A 21,894-nucleotide genomic window follows, 5' to 3' on the forward strand; every position below is an offset into this window, starting at 1 on the left:
GGATATATGGATAATGCAACTACACTTTCCGTGCATCATTTGAAAAAGACTTTCAGGACCTCATCCAATGGGAATGAGGTCCTGAAAGACGTGAATATCGTTTTGGAGAAAGGCGTTGTCGCCATCCTGGGATCGAATGGAGCAGGCAAGACGACTTTCATCAGATCCTGCACAGACCTGCTGGACTATGAAGAGGGGAAGATAGAATATTTCGGGAAAGACCTCCAGACAATGAGCAAGGAAGAAAAGAACAGGACCTTTGCGCTGCTGTCTGAAGGCAGCCGGAACATCTACTACAAGCTGACGCCATGGGAGAACATAAAGTATTTCGCCGCCGTGCGTGGCGTCCCGTTCAATGCCGTAAGAAGTCAGAGCAAGGAACTCCTCAACGAATTAGGATTATACGACAAAAGGAATCAGCTGGTAGAGAATCTGTCTCGCGGGATGCAGCAGAAGGTCGCCATCATCTGTGCGCTGAGCATGAACACCCCCGTCGTATTCCTTGATGAGCCGACCCTTGGGCTGGACATTGAGAGTGCATTCGGGCTGAGCAGTTTCCTGTCATCCCCGGAAATCACTTCAAACAGATTGATCATCATGACTTCTCATGACTTTAACTTCATAGAACGCACCGCCCGGCAGATATTCAAGCTGCAAGACGGAGTCATGAAAAGGAAAGAAGACACAGCGAGCTTCGACAACGCTTTCATCCTTAAAATCCTGCATCCTGATATTGACAAGTTACAGGCCGCCAGATATGAAATCCTGGAACGGCACGACCTCTATTGTACAATCAGGCTTCTCACCACTGCACTCCTATTGGGCAAGGAAATCGACAGACTGAACCAAGAAGGACACGAGGTGACAAGCGTGGAGATAGAAGGAGAGAACCTAAAAGATTTTTATTTAAACTGATTCATCATGATGTATTTCCGGGGACTTTTGAAGGCAGAGTTTGTCAAATCCATCAAATTGGCTTTCAGGTATAAATTCAACACGCTGTTCAACATTCTCTTCTGGGCTGTGCTCATGGTATTGCTCTCCCATGTCCTCCTCCGGGGGAAACCGGAGGTCAAGACATGGGCGTTTATCTGCTCGTTCATGATCTGGCTCATCGCCAACAACTCTTTCATCTCCGTGGTGGATTCCATCGTGTCGGAGACTGTCCAGGGAACAATAGAACAGCTGTATCTCAATTCAAGATCTTTCTTCACATTACTTCTGGTCAAGGGGCTTGTGTCAAGTGTGATTACCATCATCCAGTCCGTTCTCACACTGTTTATCTGCGTTCTTCTGGTCCCTTCCGTGCAAGCGGGTCTTTTTATTCAATGGCTCTCTGTACTTCCGCTGTTTCTCATATCCATCTTCTCGCTTATAGGTCTGGGAATCATGTGCGCCTCACTGGCATTAAAATACAAGAGCATATCGTCATTCTACAGCATGGTATCCTCCATCGTCTTTGGTATCCTGACCTACGGGGCAGTCTTTATCTCTTCCAAGACAGCACTCATGCTGCTGTTTCCCTTTGCAGAGGCGAATGCGGCCATACAGCAATTGTTGCTCCGTGGATCATCTTTGACACCGAATACCCTGATGATCATTCTCTGCAATGATGGATTATACTTGCTCTTAGGGTATCTCTGCCTGAAATTCTTAATCATCAAGAGTAAAGAAAGCGGTTCACTGTCAAAATTCTGAAGACAGCCTGCAACGGCTTCACTCCTTGGTCTCATCAATGCAATGGTTCATAAAGGACAAGGTAGAATCCGACTCCTTGCTATCCGGTCAAAGCACATGAATTTCCTGAAATTACAGCTTCTAATCGTTTACCGTCTGATGAAGAGACTTGGAACAATCGTCTCTGCCCTTCTGCTGTGTGTCGCAGGCTTATTGCTCTATATACTGTCATTGGCTCCGCAGACGAACATCATACTGGCTGATGCCGCTCTCGTGGCCGGATTCCATTACAGCAGAGGCGACAGGGAACTCCTGCAGACATTGTACGGAAGTGAGAAGAGGCTGCTGATGGCAGAGTATGTCCTTCTTTCCACTCCGTTCATGGCCGTCTGTGCGCTCCGCCTCTATTGGCTGCCACTTCTCATGTGTCTGGCAACAGCGATTGCCCTGCCTATGCTGCCCAGACCCCGGCTGCAGTTCACAATGCTCACTTATCCTTTCCTACTGAAAGGCTCTTATCAGTATGCCGGCAGTATGAGGACGCTGCTTATCCCTTACCTGCTGGGGATATTCGCATCCTGCATGGGGCTGCTGTACCATAATATCAACATCACCTATGCCACACTCCTGCTCTTCGTATATCTGCTTGGATTCCTCATCTGTCAGCCTGTCAGGAAGAGCCATCTGATGTTCTACTCTTCCCCTTTGAGAATGATTCATTTACAGTCAATATATGCCATCGGGAATACATTCGCACTGCTATGTCCCTTCTTCGCTATCCTCCTGATGCACAAAGCCGACGCCCTTGTCATCGGAGAAGTCGTCATGATATATATCCTTGCCACGCTCTTTCTTTTCCAGTCGGAGCTTATCAGGTATTTCAAAATAGACAATCCGATTGTAATCATGATTGTGCTATCAGCTTTGTACATGGTCGATGCCGCAGGATATATGAAGACCGTGATGATTCCCTTGGCTGCGTTCACCACCCTTCTGTTGTCTTTTATGGTCTACAGCAAATATTCAGCATGATTCAGATAAACAATATCAGGAAGAAATACGGCTCGTCCGTCATCCTTCATGGCATGACCCTCCGGTTAGAGAAAGGTAAAGCGTATGGCATCGTAGGAGAGAACGGTGCCGGCAAAAGCACATTGTCCAGGTGTCTTGCGGGCCTGGAACATTATCAGGGCGACGTCATCATGGAAGAACATTGCAGGATTGGCTACCTGCCCGATACGCCTTACTTTTACCCGCTGGTCACCGGCAAGGAGTTTCTGGAATTCTGCCTGAAGGCTGCCCATCTGCCGTGTACCGGAGAGGAGATCAATCAGTACAACAAGCTGTTTCATCTTCCGTTGAACAGCTATCCGTCGAAATACTCTTTGGGAATGAGGAAGCGTCTGATGCTCATGGCACTGATGATGCAGAAGTGCGACTTCTATATCATGGACGAGCCTTTCAACGGACTGGATGTCGCAGGTGTCATCCTACTGAAAGACTGGATAGTCAAAAGAAAGAGCGAGGGAAGCACATTCCTGATATCCTCTCACATCATCTCTGCCTTGACCGGTATCTGCGAGACTCTGGCATACATCCACCAGGGCAAGCTGATGAAGACCTATGAGGGCAGAGAAGCCGTTCCAAAAGTCATTGAGGATGATTTAAAGCAGTATCTGCTCAAAGAGGACATCTGAATTTGCCCGTGAAACGTCCTGCGGCTTGCAGGCAGACAGCACTCTTCCCCCTCCTCCCATCCGGAAAAGAGATGGAATGAGGCCGCCATGTCACAGCACCTCCTGCACCTCCTGCATATCCTTGATGTTCTTCATGCTCTCCACGATGAACTTGACGTCCCTGCGGTCGTAGACCTGCATCTCGATTGTCCCTTCGAAGATGCCGTTGTCACTGGAGATGGTTATCTTGCGGATGTTGATGCCCAGCTGGTCGGAAAGCACGTCGGAAATGTCGTGCAGCATTCCGCTGCGGTCGATACCCCGTATCTCTACTGTCGCATCGAAGAAGAGCCGGCGGTGCATATCCCACTTGGCATCCAGGATGCGCGTACCGTAGCTCGCCTTCAGCTTTGAAGCCACAGGACAGGACCGCTTGTGGATTTCGATGTGGTTCTTGTTGTCTATATATCCGAGGATATCATCGCCGGGAATGGCATGGCAGCAGTGCGGGAAAAGGTAGCGATGGATATTCTCCTCGCTGATGAAGACCGGTTTCTTCCGGTTGAAGTCCCTGGTCACGACAATCAGTCCCTCTGCCGAAGCCGTATCGTCAGCATCCGCCGGCCCGGTCACTTTCTTCCCATTCGGCTTCAGGAACGGCACGTAACGCCGCCACTTGCTCACAGAGATGGCCTTCTCCCCTTTCTTCTTTCCCCGGAGTTCGTCCAGATCCGTGTCGCCGAGGATGACCGTCCTGTCGCCGACAGCAAGGAAAAGACTCTCATGCTTCTGAAGATCGTGCAGGTCACAGAGCTTGTCCAGTACGGAGGTGGTCATCTCAAGGTCGTTCGCCTTCAGCCACTTCGCCAGCTGCTCCTCCCCCGTCTTCTGTATCTCACGGTTCTCGCGGCGGAGGATGGCCTGTATCTTCGCCTTGGCCTTCGCCGTAGAGACGAAGTTGATCCATGACGGATTGACGTGCTGCGACATGGAAGTCAGGATCTCGACCTGGTCGCCGCTGCTGAGCCTGTGGCTCAACGGAACGAGTTTGTGGTTGACCTTCGCACCGATGCAATGGCTGCCGAGGAACGTGTGTATCTGGAAGGCAAAGTCGAGCGCCGTACATCCTGCCGGCATCGTCTTGATTTCGCCTTTCGGCGTGAAGACGAAGATCTCGGAGGCGAAGAGGTTGAGCTTGATGGCATCGAGGAAGTCCATGGCATCGGGCTGCGGGTCGTCGAGGATTTCCTTGATCGTGCTTGAGCCACTCGTTCAGTTCGCCTTCATCCTCGGTTATTTCACCGCCGTCCTTGTACTTCCAGTGGGCGGCGAAGCCCTGTTCGGCCAGTTCGTCCATGTGCTCGGAACGGATCTGCACCTCTATCCACCGTCCCTTGGCCGACATGAGGGTCACGTGCAGAGCCTGGTAGCCGTTCGCTTTGGGATGGTTCACCCAGTCGCGCAGACGGTCGGGATGGCTCTTGTAAATCTGGCTGATTGCCACGTAAATCTGGAAACAGTTGTTGATTTCCTCTTCCGGCGACTTCGGCCTGTAGATGATCCGTACGGCAAGAATATCATAGATCTCCTCGAAGGTGACGTGCTTGTTCTGCATCTTGTTCCAGATGGAATAAGGGCTCTTCACACGCGCCTTGATTTCATACCGGAATCCCATCTTGTCAAGTTCGGCACGGATAGGAGCCGTGAACTCTGCGAAAAGCGCGTCACGCTGCGCCTGCGTGGAAGCCAGTTTCTTCTCGATGGAGGCGTATGCGTCCGGATGCTCATAGCGGAAACTGAGGTCTTCCAGTTCGGTCTTGATCTTGTTCAGTCCCAGCCGGTTGGCAAGCGGCGCATAGATATAGAGCGTCTCACCCGCTATCTTGTACTGCTTGTTGGCAGGCTGGGAAGCAAGTGTACGCATATTGTGCAGCCGGTCGCATATCTTGATGAGGATGACACGGATGTCGTCGCTCATCGTCAGCAGCAGCTTCTTGAAGTTCTCGGCCTGCGCCGAGGCCTGCTCGCCGAAGATGCCGCCGGAGATCTTCGTCAGTCCGTCGACGATCTGCGCGATCTTCGATCCGAAGATGTTCTCGATGTCCTCGACGGTATAGTCGGTGTCTTCCACCACGTCATGCAGCAGGGCGGAGCAGATGCTCGTCGCGCCCAGCCCCATCTCCCCGCAGGCGATCTGTGCGACGGCGATGGGGTGCATGATGTAAGGCTCTCCCGACAGTCGCCGCACGCCCTTGTGCGCCTGCCGTGCGAAGTTGAAGGCCTTGGTGATGATGTCTACTTTCTTCCGGTGTCTCGATGCGAGATACGTGTCTAAAAGGTGTCTGAAGGCATCGTCTACCATTTTCTCATAGTCCCACTCCCTTCACGTCTGTCTTCTCCTTGTTCTTGTCCATTGTGCATCCTCCCGTTACATATATAATAAGGTGATCAGTAGCCTGTCGTCAATGCAGCAAGACACCCTGCCGGTGGGGTGCGGCCTGCCGTTCCGTGCCGGTGGCTGCGACGGTCCTTTCCGGTCCGTCGCAGGGTGTGCCGTCTTCGTAAATCTCTTCTTTGCAGTATCTGAACTTCTCCGCCATTTCCGCCGGCAGGTGCAGCCGCGCCGTTCCTCCGCCGGGACACGTCCTGACGATCCCCTGCCGGTACTGCGGGTTGAGCGTCTTCAGTTCGTCCACCGCCATTCCCAGCACGCCGGCGATCCGTGCGAGGGAGACGTCCTTCTCCACGAGCACCGTATCGCACCGGGCGGGCAGTCCTGCCGGCTGCGGGATGATGCCGTAGTCGCCGTAGAAGTTCATCACGTAGCCGGCGGCGATGAATGCGGGCACATAGCCCCGTGTCTCCTTCGGCAGATACCGGTAGACCGCCCAGAAGTCGGCAGCTCCGCCGGCCTTGCTGATGGCGTTGCTGACACGTGTGGGGCCGCAGTTGTAGGCCGCCAGTGCCAGCGTCCAGTCGCCGAAGCGGTTGTAAAGGTCGTTCAGCATACGCGCCGCGGCGTAGGACGACTTCTCCGGGTCGCGCCGCTCATCGACGTAACAGTCTATCCGGAGGTCGTACTGCCGGCCGGTCGCCGCCATGAACTGCCACAGGCCGGCCGCCCCCACCCGCGACGTGGCATTGGGATCCAGTCCGGACTCGATCACGGGGAGGTATTTCAGCTCCAGCGGCAGCCCGTAGGAGCGCAGAGCCTTCTCGAAGAAGGGGTCGTAGTACCGGGCACGGCCAAGCAGGCAGCAGGTGGACTGCCGTCCGGCCTTCGTGTACCGGTCGATGTATCTTTTCACCTCCTCGTTGCATCCGAGCGCCATCACGTCCGAGAGGCTCCGTATCTTGCGGTCGATGCCCTCCATGCCGGCCTCCGTCTCCCCGGCGGCGGGCACCGGTGTCTCCCCTCCTCCCGCCTGCCTGCCGCCGCTGTAAAACCTGTCGTCCGAGTACTCCACGTCCACGTATCCCGCCATCGCCCCGTCGGCCGACGGGATGCACACCTCCACCGTCCGGCCGTGGTCGTCGACGACGGTCTGGCGCTGTGCCGGCAGGGTGCAGGCCGCCCCGGCGGCCATCAGGAAGGAGAGTATGTATCGTCTGCTATTCATTGTTTCTTGTCGTTCCGGCACGGATTCCGTGCGCTCTGTTCAGAATGTCAGGCTGCATCCCACGCCGATGGCCGGCGAGCGGAAAGCGCCGCCGGGCGTGACGATGCCCCTGTCGGGGATGACCGCCGGGGCGATGTGCAGCGACAGGTCGTCCGAGATGTCGAAGTCGGACAGCGAGGCGTCCACATACGCATCGATGACGGACAGCGCATAGACGGCGATGGTGGTGAAGACACTCAGGTCGCGCCAGCGGCGGTAGCGGTCCTTGCGCTGCTTGAAGATGCTCTTGTACCGCTCTTCGTTGGCCGGGGTGATGGTCGTCCCGAGATGCAGGAAGCTGTTGTAGCTCTGTGTCGCCGGGTCGTTGTCCATGATGTCGATGTAGGCCTGGGCATAGTCGTGGTACATCTGGTTGTTCCACGTCATGGCATAGATGCAGCCCACGAAGCCCCCGTAGAAGATGGGCAGCTTCCAGTACTTGCGGTTGTAGACCTGTCCCGCCCCCGGCAGGACGAGCGCCAGCCAGAGCGCCCGCTTGGGGCTGGGGCGCCACTTTGCCCAGTCGCGTCCCGTCTTCCCCGCCGCACCGAGGCCGTCCTTCCGAAGCACGGCGGTGAGCTTCCCCTCATCGCCGGGGGGGAGGACGGACTTCTCTTCCATGTACCGGTCCTGCGAACCGGGTACCTCGACGACTGCCGAGTCGCCGGGATAGACCACCTTCACCGTGTCCCGCGTCAGCACCTGCGCCTGTGCAGCCGCCGCGCCGGCAAGCATGCAGGCGGCCATCAGCCCTCTGCGGATCCTATCATTCAATTTCATCACTACCCTGTTGTCTTCGTGCAAGTCACCGCTCTTTCCGTCCCCGGCGGCCGGGAATGCCGTTCCCGACGGCCGGTACTCCTGTTCCCGACGGCTGGTACTCCTGTTCCCAACGCCTGGTACTCCTGTTCCCGGCGGCCGGAGCCGGCTGCCTGCGTGACTTTCCGTCTGTTCATCTGTATTCATGCCACGTACCGGGGCGGCTACTTCATCTTGTCCATCACCTCCATGATGTGGAGCAGTTCCTCCTCGGAGGCGAACGGAATGCTGATCTTGCCCTTCCCGCTGGCGCTGCAGCTCATCTGCACCTTCGTGTCGAAGAAAGCGGAGAGCCGCTGCTTGAGGAGATTGAACTCCTCGGGCAGGCGGGTGCGCGCGGCGATCTTCTTCTTGGCTGTCTGGATGTCTTCGCCGCTGTTGAGCTGCTGGCACAGCTCCTCTACCCTCCGGACGCTGTAACCGTTTTTGAGGATTTCTCGGTAGAGCTTCAGCTGGAGCGACGGACTGGGCAGCGAGAGCAGGGCACGGGCGTGCCCCATGTCGATCTCCTTCTTCTGCAGTCCCATCTGCACCTGTGCCGGGAGCTTCAGCAGGCGCAGGTAGTTGGCGATGGCGGCGCGGCTCTTTCCGACACGCTCCGCCACACGCTCCTGCGTCATGCCGCTCTTCTCGAGCAGATGCTCGTAGGCAAGGGCGATCTCGATGGCGTTCAGATCCTCGCGCTGGATGTTCTCCACCAGCGCCAGTTCCATCACGCTCTCGTCCTTGATGGTGCGGATGTAGGCGGGGATGGCGGTCAGGCCTGCCAGCTGGCTGGCCCGCCACCGCCGTTCTCCGGCGATGATCTGAAACCGGTTCTCGTCGGTCTGCCGGAGCGTGATGGGCTGGACGAGTCCCAGTTCTCGGATGCTGTTTGCCAGTTCCTCCAGGGCGACGGGATCGAACTCCCGCCGCGGCTGGTTGGGATTGGCTTCTATCTGATCCAGGGCTACCTCGTTGATGGTAGAGCTGCCCTGTGTGCTGACTGATTCTGTCGAGATCAATGCGTCCAGGCCGCGCCCGAGGGCGTTGGTCTTCGCATTGCGGTTGTATTTCTTGTGTACGGCCATGTGTTCTTTTGATTGGGGGTAGGCGGGGATAGGCGAGGATAAGCGATGATAAAAGGACCGGGGGGCTTGGATTCTGCTGCCTGCCCGTGTGCTGCCTGCCCTTGGCTTTACCTTGATTCCTTGTTCTTTTCGATGATTTCCTTTGCCAGGCAGAGGTGGTTCTTGGCCCCGGTGGAGTCGGCATCGTAGAGGATGACCGGCAGGCCGTGGCTCGGGCTCTCCGAGAGCTTCACGTTGCGCTGGATGACCGCCTTGAACACCAGTTCCTGGAAATGGCGTTTCACCTCGTCGTAGATCTGGCGGGCAAGGCGCAGACGGCTGTCGTACATCGTCAGCAGGAAGCCCTCGATCTCCAGCTTCGGATTCAGCTTGCTCTTGATGATCTTGATGGTGTTCAGCAGCTTGCTGATGCCCTCGAGCGCGAAGTACTCGCACTGCACGGGGATGATCACGGAGTCGGCGGCCGTCAGCGCGTTGACGGTGATCAGTCCGAGCGACGGACTGCAGTCTATCAGGATGTAATCGTAGTCATCCCGGACAGAGGCGAGCAGGTCGCTCATCACCTTCTCACGGCCGTTGATCTTCAGCATCTCGATCTCGGCGCCGACGAGGTCGATGTGGCTCGGCACGATGTCCAGCCCCTCGATGTCGGTGGTGTAGATGGCATCTTTTATGTCGGCATGGTCAATGATACATTCGTAAAGCGAACAGTCCACCTCCTTGATGTCCACCCCCAGGCCGCTGGATGCGTTGGCCTGCGGATCGGCGTCAATCACCAGCACGGTCTTCTCGAGCGTCGCCAGCGAAGCCGCCAGGTTGATGGTGGTGGTCGTCTTTCCGACGCCGCCCTTCTGGTTGGCGAGTGCGATAATCTTTCCCATTTTTCTATTTAATCCAAATACGTTTATTAGGGTACAAAGATACATATTTTATACGAGACAGACAGGCTTTGTGAACCTTTTTTCGTACTTTTGCACGAGAATCAAAACAAAAATTATGAATTCCAAGAAACCGCTCATACTTATCTCCAACGACGACGGATACCACTCCAACGGCATCCGCACCCTCGTCTCCTTCCTCTCCGACTTCGCCGACATCGTCGTCTGCGCCCCGGAGGCCGCCCGCTCCGGCTTCTCGTGCGCCTTCTCCGTCGTCGACTATCTGCTGCTGAAGAGACGGCACAACATCCCGGACTGCGAGGTGTGGTCGTGTACGGGGACTCCTGTCGACTGCGTGAAGCTGGCACTGGACCGGATCTTTACCGGACGGAAGCCCGACCTCATCCTAGGCGGCATCAACCACGGCGACAACTCCTCAGTGAACAACCATTACAGCGGGACGATGGGCATCGCATACGAGGGCTGCATGAAGTACATCCCCTCCATCGCCTTCTCGAGCTGCGACTACGACCCCGGCGCCGACCTCTCCTACCTGCGCGGCTACGTGCGGCGGATCGTCAGCAAGGTGCTTGCCGAAGGACTGCCGAAAGGGGTCTGCCTGAACGTGAACTTCCCCAAGGCGGAACCGTTCGCCGGACTGAAGGTCTGCCGCATGGGGTTCGGCAGCTGGACCAACGAGGTGGTGCCGTGCAGGCATCCCCGCGGGTTCAACTATTACTGGATGACGGGACACTACCGGAACGACGAGCCGGAAGCGGCCGACACCGACCGCTGGGCGCTGGAGCACGGCTATGTCGCCGTCACGCCGACGAAGATCGACGTGACCGACTTCGAGGCGCTCGACAGGATGAAAACATGGGAAACCCTTTAACCCACTGATGCGATGAAGTATTACCTGATAGCCGGCGAAGCCTCCGGCGACCTGCACGCCTCACGGCTCATGCAGTCGCTCCGGCTGTACGACCCGGAGGCGGAGTTCCGCTTCTTCGGGGGCGACCTGATGACGAAAGCCGGGGGGATCCGGGTGAAGCATTACCGTGAACTGGCCTACATGGGATTCGTCCCGGTGCTGCTGCACCTGCCCGCCATCTTCAGGAACATGAAGATGTGCAAGGAGGACATCGTGCGGTGGAAGCCGGACGTCGTCATCCTCGTCGACTACCCGGGCTTCAACCTCAGCATCGCCAAATTCGTCAGGAAGCACACGGCGATACCCGTCTATTACTACATCTCGCCGAAGATATGGGCCTGGAAGGAGTGGCGCATCAAGGCCATCCGGCGCGACGTGAAGGAGCTGTTCTCCATCCTGCCGTTTGAAGTGCCTTTCTATGAGCAGAAACACCACTGCAAGATACACTACGTCGGCAACCCGACAGCCGAGGAGGTAGACAACTTCCGCCACGTCTATACGGAGACGAAGGATGAGTTCTGCCGGCGCAACGGCCTGTCCGCCAAGCCCGTCATCGCCCTCCTGGCAGGAAGCAGGAAGCAGGAGATAAAGGACAACCTGCCCGCGATGCTCGAGGCGGCCCGCCACTTCGCCGACTACCAGATGGTGGTGGCGGCGGCACCGTCCATCGGCGAAGCCTACTACCGGAAGTTCATGGGACAGACCGAGGCGAAGATGGTGCAGATGCAGACCTACGAGCTTCTCGCCCACGCCACCGCCGCCCTCGTCACCAGCGGTACGGCGACGCTGGAGACCGCCCTGCTGGACGTCCCGCAGGTGGTGTGCTACGAGACACCGGTGCCGAAGCTCATCCGCTTCGCCTTCCGGCACATCATCAAGGTGCGGTTCATCTCGCTCGTCAACCTCATTGCCGACAGGGAGATCGTGCAGGAACTTCTTGCCGACCGCTTCTCCATCCGCAACATCGCCAACGAACTTTACCGCATCCTTCCCGGACAACCCGGACGGGACCGCATGCTTGCCGGATACCGGCTCGTACGCGAGCGGCTGGGCGACGAGGTGGCACCGGACAATGCGGCGAGGATCATGGTGGAACTGCTGTCGGGCAGACAGGCGGAAGAACGGAGGGAATGAGCCGGCGGAAAGCGGTCTGACGGGGGCGTCCCGCCTTCCCCGGCCGTTCCAGACAAGGACACACCGGTGCGGCGCCGTCCCCCGATCCGGCCGGAACAAGAAACGGATCTGCTGCCACTCCCGGCATGCACCGCCAGCCCGCAGTGCGCTGTATGTCAGCCGACTGCCGGGAATGTCAGGAATGACGGCAGACCGTTTCAGAACTTATTGCCGTTCCTAAGCGGATGCCAGGAGGATTCTTTACGGCACCTTCCAGGCAGGCTGTGCCGTGCTTTCCCTCATACGCATGACAGGAGATCCTGCCGGAAGACGGCCTCACCCGTAGAGGATATGCCATCACTCAGGATCCAGAAAAGCCTCCCTTCCTGCTGGCAGCTTCCCCCATAAACATCAAAACAACCGCTATCATCGAGCTGTCAGCTCTATGATAGCGGTTTTTCTTTTCACATGACAGCCGCTCTCGGTCGGAATCGGGTGCAGACCCCTCCCGCCTTTTCCATCGGACTTTGCTTCACACGGAGACACGGAGAGGAGAGAACGTGGAGGGACTTGGAGAGCATGGAGAGCGGAGAGAGAACTTGAAGAGAACGGGGAGTATGAGAAGTTCTCGGCAATGCGCCAGACGGCTCTTGAGGAGAACTGGAGGGGGAACTCGGGGAGGATTTGGGGGAACTTGGAGAGGACTTGGAGGAAGACTAAGAGAACTAAGAAGACAGAAAGGGAACGCATAAGACACCTCAGGAGAAGGAGAGAAAGGGGGGGAGAGAAAGAAAAGGGGAAAGATCCGGCATCCTGTCTCCGAACGGGAACAGCCTGTGCAGGGGGCTTCCCCGGCAGTCTGAAGAGATAGGCAGGTGTCTGTAATGAAAGCTGTTATCCCTTCATGGAGGACTGTTTCGATACCTCCGGAGAGGATCCGGACACAAAGAAGCAGGAAAAGAAAAATGAAGGAAAATAGCCTTTCATCCTGTTTTTTCCGCCGAAAAACTTGCAGGTATCAAATAATCGTCCTACATTTGCAGTGTAATATCGAAACAGTACACATATACTGACTGTCCGAAAGAGAACAGACAAGCAACAGAAACAAGACCCCTTAAAAGAAAAAGCCAAATGATTCAAGCAAACAACCTCACCTTCGGCTACCGGGGAAGCAAGCACAACGTGTTTGACGGCCTCAGCCTCCGGCTCGACGAAAGCCGCATCTACGGCCTGCTGGGCAAGAACGGAATGGGCAAGAGCACACTGCTCTACCTGACAGCAGGACTTCTGAAACCGCAGAAAGGCAGCATCACCGTAAACGGATTCGACGCCGGCCGCCGCCATCCGGAAATGCTCCAGGAGCTGTATCTCGTGCCCGAGGAATACGACCTCCCCGACATGAGCCTCGAAAGCTACACGAAAATCCACGAGGATTTCTATCCCCGCTTCAGCCGGGAGACCCTCAGGAAATGCCTGTCCGACTTCGAGATGCCGGGGGAAGTAGACATGAAACAGCTCTCCATGGGACAGAAGAAGAAGGTCTACATGAGCTTCGCCCTCGCCACAGGCTGCCGGCTGCTCCTGATGGACGAACCGACCAACGGCCTGGACATCCCCTCCAAGGCGGGCTTCCGGAAGGTCGTCGCCGGCAACATGGCCGACGGCTCGTCGCTCATCATCTCCACCCACCAGGTACACGACATCGATCAGCTGCTGGACCATATCCTCATCCTCGACAACTCCCGGCTGCTGCTCGACGCATCGACGGAGGAGGTCATGGACACTTACAGCTTCGGCATCCGTCAGCCCGCCGAGATGGACGACACCGTGCTCTATGCCGAGCCGTCCGTACAAGGCAATCATGTCATCACGCGCCGCAGAGAGGGCGACGGCGAGACCGTCATCAACCTGGAACTGCTGTTCAACGCCGTCACATCGGGAAAACTAAAATAAAAACAAGGAGGACACACCTATGAAAAGACCATCCATCCACATCCTCACAGCCCTGCTGTCCATGGCAGCCTGCACGCTGCCGCTCAGTTCCTGTCTCATGAAAAAGGCCGACTACGGCCCGACCGTCAGGAAGACCATGCCCGCCGCCGACTTCGACCGCGTGCAACTGGACGGGAACATGGCCGTCTACTTCCTGCAGGGCAAGAAGCCCGGCGTAAGACTTGAAGGGAAGGAAAAGCTGCTCCGGGGCATGAAGGTGAGCGTGAAGAACCACGTCCTGAACGTTTACAGCACAGACGAGGCCCGTGCGAAAGGCATCATCTACTTCGGCAGTTCCCATCAGGGAGACAACACCGTCAAGGTGTACATCACCTCCCCCACCCTCACGCAGATCAGCCAGGACGGCAACGGCCTGCTGGTCTTCCCCGATTCCGTCACGCTCGACAGGCTCAGCCTCGACATCGAAGGCAACTCCGCCGTCAAGGCACACCGGATGACGGTGGGACAGTTCGACATGGAGCTGTCGGGCAATGCCGGGGTGAAATTCCAGAACCTCACCGCCCGCCGTGCCGCCTTCGACATCAGCGGGAACGCCGGCATGGAAGTGAACTTCGACAGGACAGACACCGCATCCTTCGACGTGTCGGGCAATGCCGGCATCAAGCTCACGGGGACGACCCGCCGGCCCGTACTGCAGAACGTGACAGGGAACGGCGGGATCACCGACCACACAACAAGAACGAAATAAAGAACAAGGAGGAAAAGAAGATATGAAAAAATTTGATCTGAACCGCTTCGGAAAAGTAACAGGCCGCCTCATCCTCGTGCGCCGCCGCTCACTGTCCAACACCTTCCTGGGCTTCGCCATCACCTTCTTCATCATCGTCATGCTGAACAGCCAGCCTTTCAACTGGACGGCCCTGTCGCATGATGACATGGCATGGCGGATCGCCGGCGCACAGGGGCTCATCAACGCCATCTGCCTCGTGGCGTTCTTCGTCATCGCCACCATGGTCATCAAAGACCTGTCGACCCGTCAGGCCCGCATCAGCGAGATGATGCTCCCCGCCACGAACCTCGAGAAATTCCTCGCACGGATACTGCTCGTCACGCTCGTCTTCCCCGCCACCATCCTGGCGGCGCTCCTGGCGGCAGACTGCGCGCAGCAGCTGCTCAACATGCTCATCCACCACGGCGGAAGAGCCTCCCTCATCGGCATGATGCCCGGGTTCTTTCTGGCGGGCATGGGGCCGTCGCCGCTATGGGTGAAGCTGGAAGGCATGCTGCTGTTCAACGCCTTTGCCGTCCTGGGCGGCACGCTCTTCCGCAAGAGCGCATGGCTGAAGACCCTGGCGGCAATGACCCTCATCGGGATTTTCGCCGTGGCAGGCATCACGCTCACCGCCTACCTGATTCAAGCCAACACGGATTACGTCGTCTATCTGCCGGACTCCCCGCGGTACATCCTCCTCAACAACATCATCTGCTGGGCGATCATCCTGCTGGCGTACTGGGGAGCGTACAGACTCTATACACGCATGCAAGTAATCAACAACCGCTGGATAAACATCTGAGCAGTATGAAATTCGAGGATAACAAGGCCATCTATGAACAGATGGCAGACCGTCTGTGCGACGAGATCATTGCCGGGACCTACAAGACCGACGACCGCATACCGTCCGTCCGGGAGTATGCCGTCATGCTGCAGGTGAACACCAACACCGCCGTGAAGTCCTACGAGCTGCTTGCCCGTGAGGGAATCATCTACATCCGGCGCGGACTGGGCTACTACGTCTCGGACGGTGCAAGGGAACAGATCATGACGGCGCGCCGCAAGGCCTTCCTCTCCCAGACGCTTCCCTCCCTCTTCCGCGAGATGGAACTCTTGGGAATCACCCTGGAAGAGATCGGGAAGGAATGGGCGAAGCCCCGGCGGCAGTGACCCTCTCCCGAAAGAAACAGACCTGGAAGCCAAAGGAGCACGGCCGGAACGCAGTCGCCCGGCCACCGGCCCGCTCCTCCGGCTTCTTTCCGGTTCTTCCGTTAAATACATGGACTGGAAACAGAATAAAGGCTGATGCACTTGCAGGGGATGACTGTCCGAAATCAGAGGATCCTGCAAAGGAGAACAGACTGCAAGATAAAATGCAGAAAAGACGGACAGATACGATGCCTGTCCATCAGTCTGTCTTTCCGTCTTCCACAAACGACTTATTCCCATATCACCGGCGTTTGTAAACATTTTTATGCGGCTCAAAGCTGACACATGCTCCTTTAGCTTCTAAAAGATGCCTGATTGACTTGCAACCGGTGCTCTATTGCCGTGTTACCAACGCCCTTTTGAAGCCCAATCAGGCACCTTTTACAAACGTCTTAATAACCAGTTGATTGACTGCCGGTTACAAACCTGCTTTCTACACGTTTCTTTTTAATCTGCAGATGATTTGTTTGAAATTATGTAATGGTTTTTCAAAACCTTATCCGTATTTCCAACATATCAAATTGAAAAGGTTTTTGTATCGGGAGATGATGACAGAACAGACCGCTGACCGTCCTGGCCATGTTTTTGTTCAACAGATCACTTCGGTTCTTCCGTTAAAGCGATGCGAAAAAACATCCGCACATTCAACGGAAGGACCTTTTTCCTGCTGCTTCCCTCACGGCGGACGGCTATCTGTTGTCCTGCAGCAGTTCGAGCAGCTCCTCCTGCGTCATGGCGTGCGAGAGGTCGGTTCCTTCGAGGAGCGAATCGGAAAGATTGCGCTTCGTCCGGTGCAGCCGGAGGATCTTCTCCTCGATGGTGTGCTGGCTGATCAGATGGTAGACCGTCACCTCCTGCTTCTGCCCGATGCGGTAGGCGCGGTCGGTGGCCTGCTGCTCGATGGCGGGATTCCACCAGGGGTCAAGATGGATGACGTAGTTCGCCCCCGTGAGGTTCAGCCCCAGCCCTCCGGCCTTCAGACTGATCAGGAAGAAAGGACACCTGCCCGTCTGGAAGTCCTGCACCAGCTTCTCACGCTGCGCCATCGGCGTACTGCCGTCAAGGTAGAGATAAGGCAGCCGCGCCTTGTCCATGGCCCGTCTCACCTCGTCGAGGAAACTCGTGAACTGGCTGAAGACAAGGGCGCGGTTGCCGCTGTCGTTCAGGCTCTCGGCCAGGTCGATGAAGGCGAGCACCTTGCTGCTGGGGAGTTTCCACTTCCTGTCGACCAGCGAACAGCTGCACGCCATCTGCCGCAGGCGGGTGATCTCCGCCAGCGTACTCACCTTGTCGGCGGCGTTGGCACGCACCTTTTCCTCCGTCTCCCGCCTGCGGACTTCATACATCGCCATCTCGTCGGAGGACAGTTCGACCGGCAGCCTGATCTCGTTCTTCGCAGGCAGTTCGTCGATGACCTCGCTCTTCGTCCGCCGCAGCAGGAAAGGCGAGATCAGCTTGCGGAGCTGGCTCTGGCGGCTCTTGTCGTTGTCGCCCTCGATGGGCAGGATAAACTTCTTCTTGAACTGTTCGGCACTCCCCAGAAGACCGGGATTGATGAACTGGAAGAGGTTCCACAGTTCCGCCAGGTGGTTCTGGATGGGCGTACCCGTCAGGATGACCTTGCGCTGCGCCTGCAGCTTCATGGCCGCCTTCGACATCTTCGTATTGGCATTCTTGATGGTATGCGCCTCGTCCAGGCAGACGACGTTCCACTCCCTGTCCGTGAGGTCGTCCTGCTGGATGTTCAGCAGGGCATAGGTGATGATGATGACTTCGCCCGCCTTCGCCGCCTTGATGTCGCCCGGGCGGTCTCCGCTCTGGTTGAGCACCGTCACCTGCAAGGTCGGGGCAAACCGCCGGAGTTCGTTGCGCCAGTTGGGCACGACCGATGCCGGGGCGACGACCAGCGAGGCCCCTTTCTCCTGCTGTTCGAGCAGCAGGGTGATGGTCTGGAGGGTCTTGCCCAGTCCCATGTCGTCAGCCAGGCAGACCCCTGCCCCCCATGCCGTCAGCTTCGACATCCATTCGAATCCCTCCTCCTGATAGTCGCGCAGCTGTGCCTGCAGGGTCCTGGGGACGGCGGGGACGTGCCTGCTGCTCTCCTCGATGCGCCGGCGCAAGGCATCGACCGCCCCGTCACGCCGGATGTGCAGGGAGGCGTCGTCCAGCACGTCGCCCAGCAGGGACACCGCCGCCGGCGCCATCTGCAGATGCGAACGGTTCTCGTTCGTCACCGTGTCGAGCCGCTTCAGAAGATGCGAGAGCCGGTTGCTGATCGTGATGAACTCGCTGTCGCCGATGCGGATGTACTTCTGCCGGGCATTCCGGTGCATCAGGTCGAGCAGCTTCTGCAGCGAGAGAACCTGTCCGTCGCTGATTTCGACATCGCCCTCCACCTCGAACCAGTTGTTCTTCGACTTGAAGGCTATGTGCGCCGCACTGCTGCTGATGCCCGGATGGAAGGTCACCTTGCAGCCTTCCGCCCACTCCAGCACACAGACCTCCCCGTGCTCCTTGCACCACTGGATGAAAGGGAGCATCGTCTGGACAGGAAGCGTCACCGACTCCGTGATGCTCTCGGGCATCCAGTCCTCGTCCTCTTCAAGGAAGTCCAGCGCGGCCAGTTCCCGGCTGATCTCCTTCATGCTCTTCCGCTCCTGCTTCAGGTTGCGTACCAGCTGCACCTTCCTGCCGTCCTGTTCGACGATCGAGGTGATGTTCCCCTTTCCCGGAACGAAGAGGAGACTGTCCGAAGCGCGCACCACCGCCGCAAGCTGGAAGCTGTTGTCTGCCGCAGAGCCGACACGCAGCGTGACGCAGGGCGGGACAGGCATCTGCTGCAGGTCGTCCAGCTCCGCCACCATGTTGGAGTGGATTTCCGTCTTTCCGCCGATCGCCGTGATCAGCCTGACGAGCAGCGGCTCGGCCTCGGCCGGATAGACCCGCTGTGCGAGGATGTTCTTGTAGGTCTTGTATTCAAAGGCGGAAGGCGTGAACACGGAATAGTCCGTTTCCGTGTTCTTCCTGTAGAAAAACGAACTCTTCTCTCCTTTCTCCAGTTCTTCGACATTCGTCGAGACCCCGAAAGAGCCGTCCTTCCGCTTGTCGATGATAAGGTAAGGTTTCTCGCTGTGTACCTTCACCGGCTGGAGTTCATAGGCAGAACCCGTGTAGACATGGTCGCAGCCGACGAGGAGATGGATGTACTTGTCTACATAAATGCTGTATTCCCACGAGAAGATGCCTTCCCTGACACGCTGGTCCGCGGCATCCAGACAGGGGTCGTCGAGATTGAGCAGGTCGCGCACGGACAGCTCCTTCCCCACAGACCAGCTGCCGTTCTTCAGCCGCCGCTTGAGGATGGGGACGATCGTACCATAGCGGATGAGGTAGACAAGCATCGTCTCCCGTCCGTCCCGCTCGTCCTTGCCGCTTCCGGCCTGGTTCTCGGCAATGAGCGTCTCCAGCCGGAGCTGCCAGACCGACTTTATCTCCAGCCGGTCGAGCACGGAGGAGCCGCCGAACTTCCGCTGCAGCTCTCCGGCATGCCCCTCGTCTTCCGGGAAACCGGCTTCATGCCGCAGGTAAGCCCAGTTCGGCTTTTCGAGCGGCCTGGACACCTTGCCGGAGAGGATGCCGAGACGGCTGTACAGCTTCCCGGTAAGCCAGCGTACCATCTTTCCATAGGAGCTGTCGAGCAGTGACCGATAAGCCGACGGGGGGACTGTCGGCTCGGTTTTCCCGCAGAAATAATCCTTCAGGGGCGATACCAGGAAGTAGGTCGGCGTGTAAGCGCCTTCCCCGTTCCGCTTCACGATCGTCTCGATTTTCTTCAGGGAAGTCTCCGTGTTGGTCAGGATAGCGGCGAGCGCAAAATAATAATTGGAAACGGGATTCAAAAAGATCCCTTTCTGAGGAGCGACCTTGTTGTTCGCCGCCATCGCCTTGGCGTAGAGCTTGTAGGCCAAAGCGTTGTCGCCCTTGTACAGGGCGTCGGCCGCTGCAATCTGAAGGCTGAAGGCATTGGCGATAGACTTCTTGAGGTCGACACAGATCTCGCCCGTACCGAAATAACAGTAAAATGCGAAGACCGATTCCAGTTCACGCTTCTGAATCAGATTCTCCTCTGCCCGCCTGCCGGCAAAGACAAGCTCCTTCAGATAGTCCCAGTCTACCTTCCTGTCAAGCACCATCGCCTCACGGAGGGAGCGCTTCAGCAAGATCGAAAGGACATCACAGGACATCGGACGGAAGAAGGAGGCATACTCCTTGTCGTAGAGCAGCTGGGAAAAACAGCTGAAGAGGTCGTCGTCCGTCAGCCCGACGAGAGACCCGACCGCCTCAGGGGCGTCCGGCGCCGAGAAATGCACCGTCAGGCGTACCAGCGGGTCTACCCTCTCCCGTCCTGTCTCTTTCTTGCAGATGGAACGGACGGCGGCCAGCCTTTCCCGGTTTTCTTCCTTGAAGAGGGCGATGACGGCCGGCGCGAGCATTTCCTTTCTCACCATATAGACGCGGGAGCCGCTATAATAGTACTTGTGTCCTTCCTGCAGCATCCCTCCCTGCTGCAGCTTTGAGAAAGTCTTTTCGAAGAGGGCTGGCGAGAAAAACCTGGACGCCACCCTGGCAAACCAGCTTTTCTCATACTTGTTTCCATAAAAATAAGCCATCAGCATAAGCAGATCACACTCATTGGAAGAAAGGGAGAAGAACGGTGACATGGAGAATAAAAAAACAAATTATGATGGTACTTTAAGCAAAGAAAGGCAAGGCCGGATGCACGAAAGGAGCACCGCCCCTGCCGTCACTCCTGCGGCAGAGGCCATTCCGACAGCTGGGAACACGGTTCCCGGCACACTGGGAACGGAAGTCCCGGCGGCCGGGATCAGGATTCCCAACCGGCTGGGAACGAGTGCCCCACTGCCCGGCAGGACAGGTCATGTGCAGACTGAATGAAAGACGACACCCACGGCTTCCATGGATGCCTGGCCGCTATCCCACAGAAGGAGAGCGCATTCAAATCCCGGCAAGACGTGAAACGGCAGGACAGACGGGCCGTCTGCCCTGCCGAATTGACATCCCCGACACGCTCCGTGCGCTTATTTCGTCTGTGCCGAGATGGCCTCCTTGATCAGTCCCTCCAGCTCCTCGGCCAGTTCGGGATTGTCCTTGATCATCGTCTTGGTGGCATCACGGCCCTGGGCGAGCTTCGTGTCCTTATAGCTGAACCAGCTGCCGCTCTTCTTGATGATGCCGTACTGCACGCCCAGATCGACGATCTCGCCGATCTTCGAGATGCCCTCGCCGAAGGTGATCTCGAACTCCGCCTTGCGGAAAGGCGGCGCCACCTTGTTCTTCACGATCTTTACACGCACCTGGTTGCCGATCACCTGATCGCCGTCCTTGATGGACGTGACACGACGGATGTCAAGGCGGACGGAGCTGTAAAACTTCAGGGCGTTGCCACCGGTGGTGGTCTCCGGATTGCCGAACATCACACCGATCTTCTCGCGCAGCTGGTTGATGAAGATGCAGCAGGTGTTGGTCTTCGAGATGGTGGAGGTGAGCTTGCGCAGGGCCTGGCTCATCAGCCGTGCCTGCAGGCCGACGGCAGAGTCGCCCATGTCGCCTTCGATCTCCTTCTTCGGCGTGAGGGCCGCCACGGAGTCGATTACAAGAATGTCGATGGCGGAGGAGCGGATCAGCTGGTCGGCAATCTCCAGAGCCTGTTCGCCGTTGTCAGGCTGCGAGATCCAGAGGTTGTCCACATCCACGCCGAGCTTCTCCGCATAGAAACGGTCGAAGGCATGCTCGGCATCGATGAAGGCAGCGATGCCGCCCTGCTTCTGCGCCTCGGCGATGGCATGGATGGCGAGGGTGGTCTTACCGGAGCTCTCCGGGCCGAAGATCTCGATGATGCGGCCACGCGGATAGCCGCCCACGCCGAGTGCGGTATCAAGGGCCACACTGCCCGTAGGGATGACCTCTACCTGCTCTATCTGTTCATCGCCCATCCGCATGATGGACCCTTTCCCAAAGTCTTTCTCTATCTTGGACATTGCCGCCTGCAAGGCTTTCAGTTTTCCCTCAGCAGCTGATGCAGCGCCTGTATCTTCTTTTGCCATATACTGTATATC

Annotated in this window: 17 protein-coding genes and 1 pseudogene; 11 read left to right on the top strand and 7 right to left on the bottom strand. The window is 57.2% G+C overall.

Features of this window, described 5'->3' with window-relative positions; all coding sequences use genetic code 11:
- Positions 1–90: 90 nt before the first annotated feature.
- The 4 genes from J4864_RS08950 (at position 91) to J4864_RS08965 (ending at position 3,374) form a co-directional block, all read left to right on the top strand.
- Positions 91–915, top strand: coding sequence for an ATP-binding cassette domain-containing protein (locus J4864_RS08950; protein WP_246479525.1), 825 nt, complete (start codon positions 91–93; stop codon positions 913–915).
- 6 nt (positions 916–921) lie between these two features.
- Positions 922–1,698: an ABC transporter permease gene (locus J4864_RS08955; RefSeq protein ID WP_211815367.1), complete on the top strand. Its 777-nt coding sequence runs from the start codon at positions 922–924 to the stop codon at positions 1,696–1,698.
- 138 nt (positions 1,699–1,836) lie between these two features.
- Positions 1,837–2,709, top strand: a complete 873-nt coding sequence (locus J4864_RS08960; RefSeq protein ID WP_246479526.1) for a beta-carotene 15,15'-monooxygenase — start codon at positions 1,837–1,839, stop codon at positions 2,707–2,709.
- Positions 2,706–3,374 carry an ATP-binding cassette domain-containing protein gene (locus J4864_RS08965; protein WP_211815369.1) on the top strand — a complete coding sequence of 223 codons (669 nt, stop codon included), beginning with the start codon at positions 2,706–2,708 and terminating at the stop codon, positions 3,372–3,374. The genes J4864_RS08960 and J4864_RS08965 overlap by 4 nt, the downstream gene beginning before the upstream one ends.
- A 90-nt stretch (positions 3,375–3,464) precedes the next feature.
- Here J4864_RS08965 and J4864_RS08970 read toward each other — a convergent pair.
- From J4864_RS08970 to J4864_RS08990, 5 genes and pseudogenes are all read right to left on the bottom strand, one after another.
- A pseudogene (locus tag J4864_RS08970) lies at positions 3,465–5,767 on the bottom strand (RelA/SpoT family protein).
- A gap of 48 nt (positions 5,768–5,815) precedes the next feature.
- Positions 5,816–6,973: a lytic transglycosylase domain-containing protein gene (locus J4864_RS08975; protein WP_211815370.1), complete on the bottom strand. Its 1,158-nt coding sequence runs from the start codon at positions 6,971–6,973 to the stop codon at positions 5,816–5,818.
- A gap of 39 nt (positions 6,974–7,012) precedes the next feature.
- On the bottom strand, positions 7,013–7,792 hold the full coding sequence (locus J4864_RS08980) for a DUF5683 domain-containing protein (protein ID WP_211815371.1): 780 nt from the start codon (positions 7,790–7,792) through the stop codon (positions 7,013–7,015).
- A gap of 203 nt (positions 7,793–7,995) precedes the next feature.
- Positions 7,996–8,901, bottom strand: coding sequence for a ParB/RepB/Spo0J family partition protein (locus J4864_RS08985; RefSeq protein ID WP_211815372.1), 906 nt, complete (start codon positions 8,899–8,901; stop codon positions 7,996–7,998).
- A gap of 107 nt (positions 8,902–9,008) precedes the next feature.
- Positions 9,009–9,782: a ParA family protein gene (locus tag J4864_RS08990; RefSeq protein WP_007366940.1), complete on the bottom strand. Its 774-nt coding sequence runs from the start codon at positions 9,780–9,782 to the stop codon at positions 9,009–9,011.
- Positions 9,783–9,897: 115 nt separating this feature from the next.
- On the opposite strand from J4864_RS08990, the gene surE reads away from it, so the two are divergent.
- From surE to J4864_RS09020, 6 genes are all read left to right on the top strand, one after another.
- Positions 9,898–10,671 (top strand): 5'/3'-nucleotidase SurE, encoded by a 774-nt coding sequence (gene surE, locus J4864_RS08995; RefSeq protein WP_211815373.1) that lies wholly within the window; start codon positions 9,898–9,900, stop codon positions 10,669–10,671.
- Positions 10,672–10,683: 12 nt separating this feature from the next.
- Entirely contained in the window at positions 10,684–11,844 is a 1,161-nt protein-coding gene (lpxB, locus tag J4864_RS09000) for a lipid-A-disaccharide synthase (protein WP_211815374.1), read from the top strand.
- Between the two features lie 1,110 nt (positions 11,845–12,954).
- Positions 12,955–13,776: an ABC transporter ATP-binding protein gene (locus tag J4864_RS09005; RefSeq protein WP_211815375.1), complete on the top strand. Its 822-nt coding sequence runs from the start codon at positions 12,955–12,957 to the stop codon at positions 13,774–13,776.
- 19 nt (positions 13,777–13,795) lie between these two features.
- A complete protein-coding gene (locus J4864_RS09010; protein WP_211815376.1) occupies positions 13,796–14,524 on the top strand; it encodes a GIN domain-containing protein in 729 nt (242 codons plus the stop codon).
- A gap of 22 nt (positions 14,525–14,546) precedes the next feature.
- Positions 14,547–15,350 (top strand): hypothetical protein, encoded by an 804-nt coding sequence (locus tag J4864_RS09015; protein WP_211815377.1) that lies wholly within the window; start codon positions 14,547–14,549, stop codon positions 15,348–15,350.
- Between the two features lie 5 nt (positions 15,351–15,355).
- On the top strand, positions 15,356–15,718 hold the full coding sequence (locus J4864_RS09020; protein WP_007366949.1) for a GntR family transcriptional regulator: 363 nt from the start codon (positions 15,356–15,358) through the stop codon (positions 15,716–15,718).
- Between the two features lie 728 nt (positions 15,719–16,446).
- On the opposite strand, the gene J4864_RS09025 is transcribed toward J4864_RS09020, so the two are convergent.
- Positions 16,447–20,427: a DEAD/DEAH box helicase gene (locus J4864_RS09025; protein ID WP_317194576.1), complete on the bottom strand. Its 3,981-nt coding sequence runs from the start codon at positions 20,425–20,427 to the stop codon at positions 16,447–16,449.
- A 49-nt stretch (positions 20,428–20,476) separates the two neighbouring features.
- Between J4864_RS09025 and J4864_RS09030 the strand changes: the two genes are divergently transcribed.
- Positions 20,477–20,713, top strand: a complete 237-nt coding sequence (locus tag J4864_RS09030) for a hypothetical protein (RefSeq protein WP_211815379.1) — start codon at positions 20,477–20,479, stop codon at positions 20,711–20,713.
- Positions 20,714–20,856: 143 nt separating this feature from the next.
- On the opposite strand, the gene recA is transcribed toward J4864_RS09030, so the two are convergent.
- A complete protein-coding gene (gene recA, locus J4864_RS09035) occupies positions 20,857–21,882 on the bottom strand; it encodes a recombinase RecA (protein WP_211815380.1) in 1,026 nt (341 codons plus the stop codon).
- Positions 21,883–21,894 lie beyond the last annotated feature (12 nt).

This window comes from Prevotella multiformis, assembly GCF_018127985.1.
Taxonomy (GTDB): domain Bacteria; phylum Bacteroidota; class Bacteroidia; order Bacteroidales; family Bacteroidaceae; genus Prevotella; species Prevotella multiformis.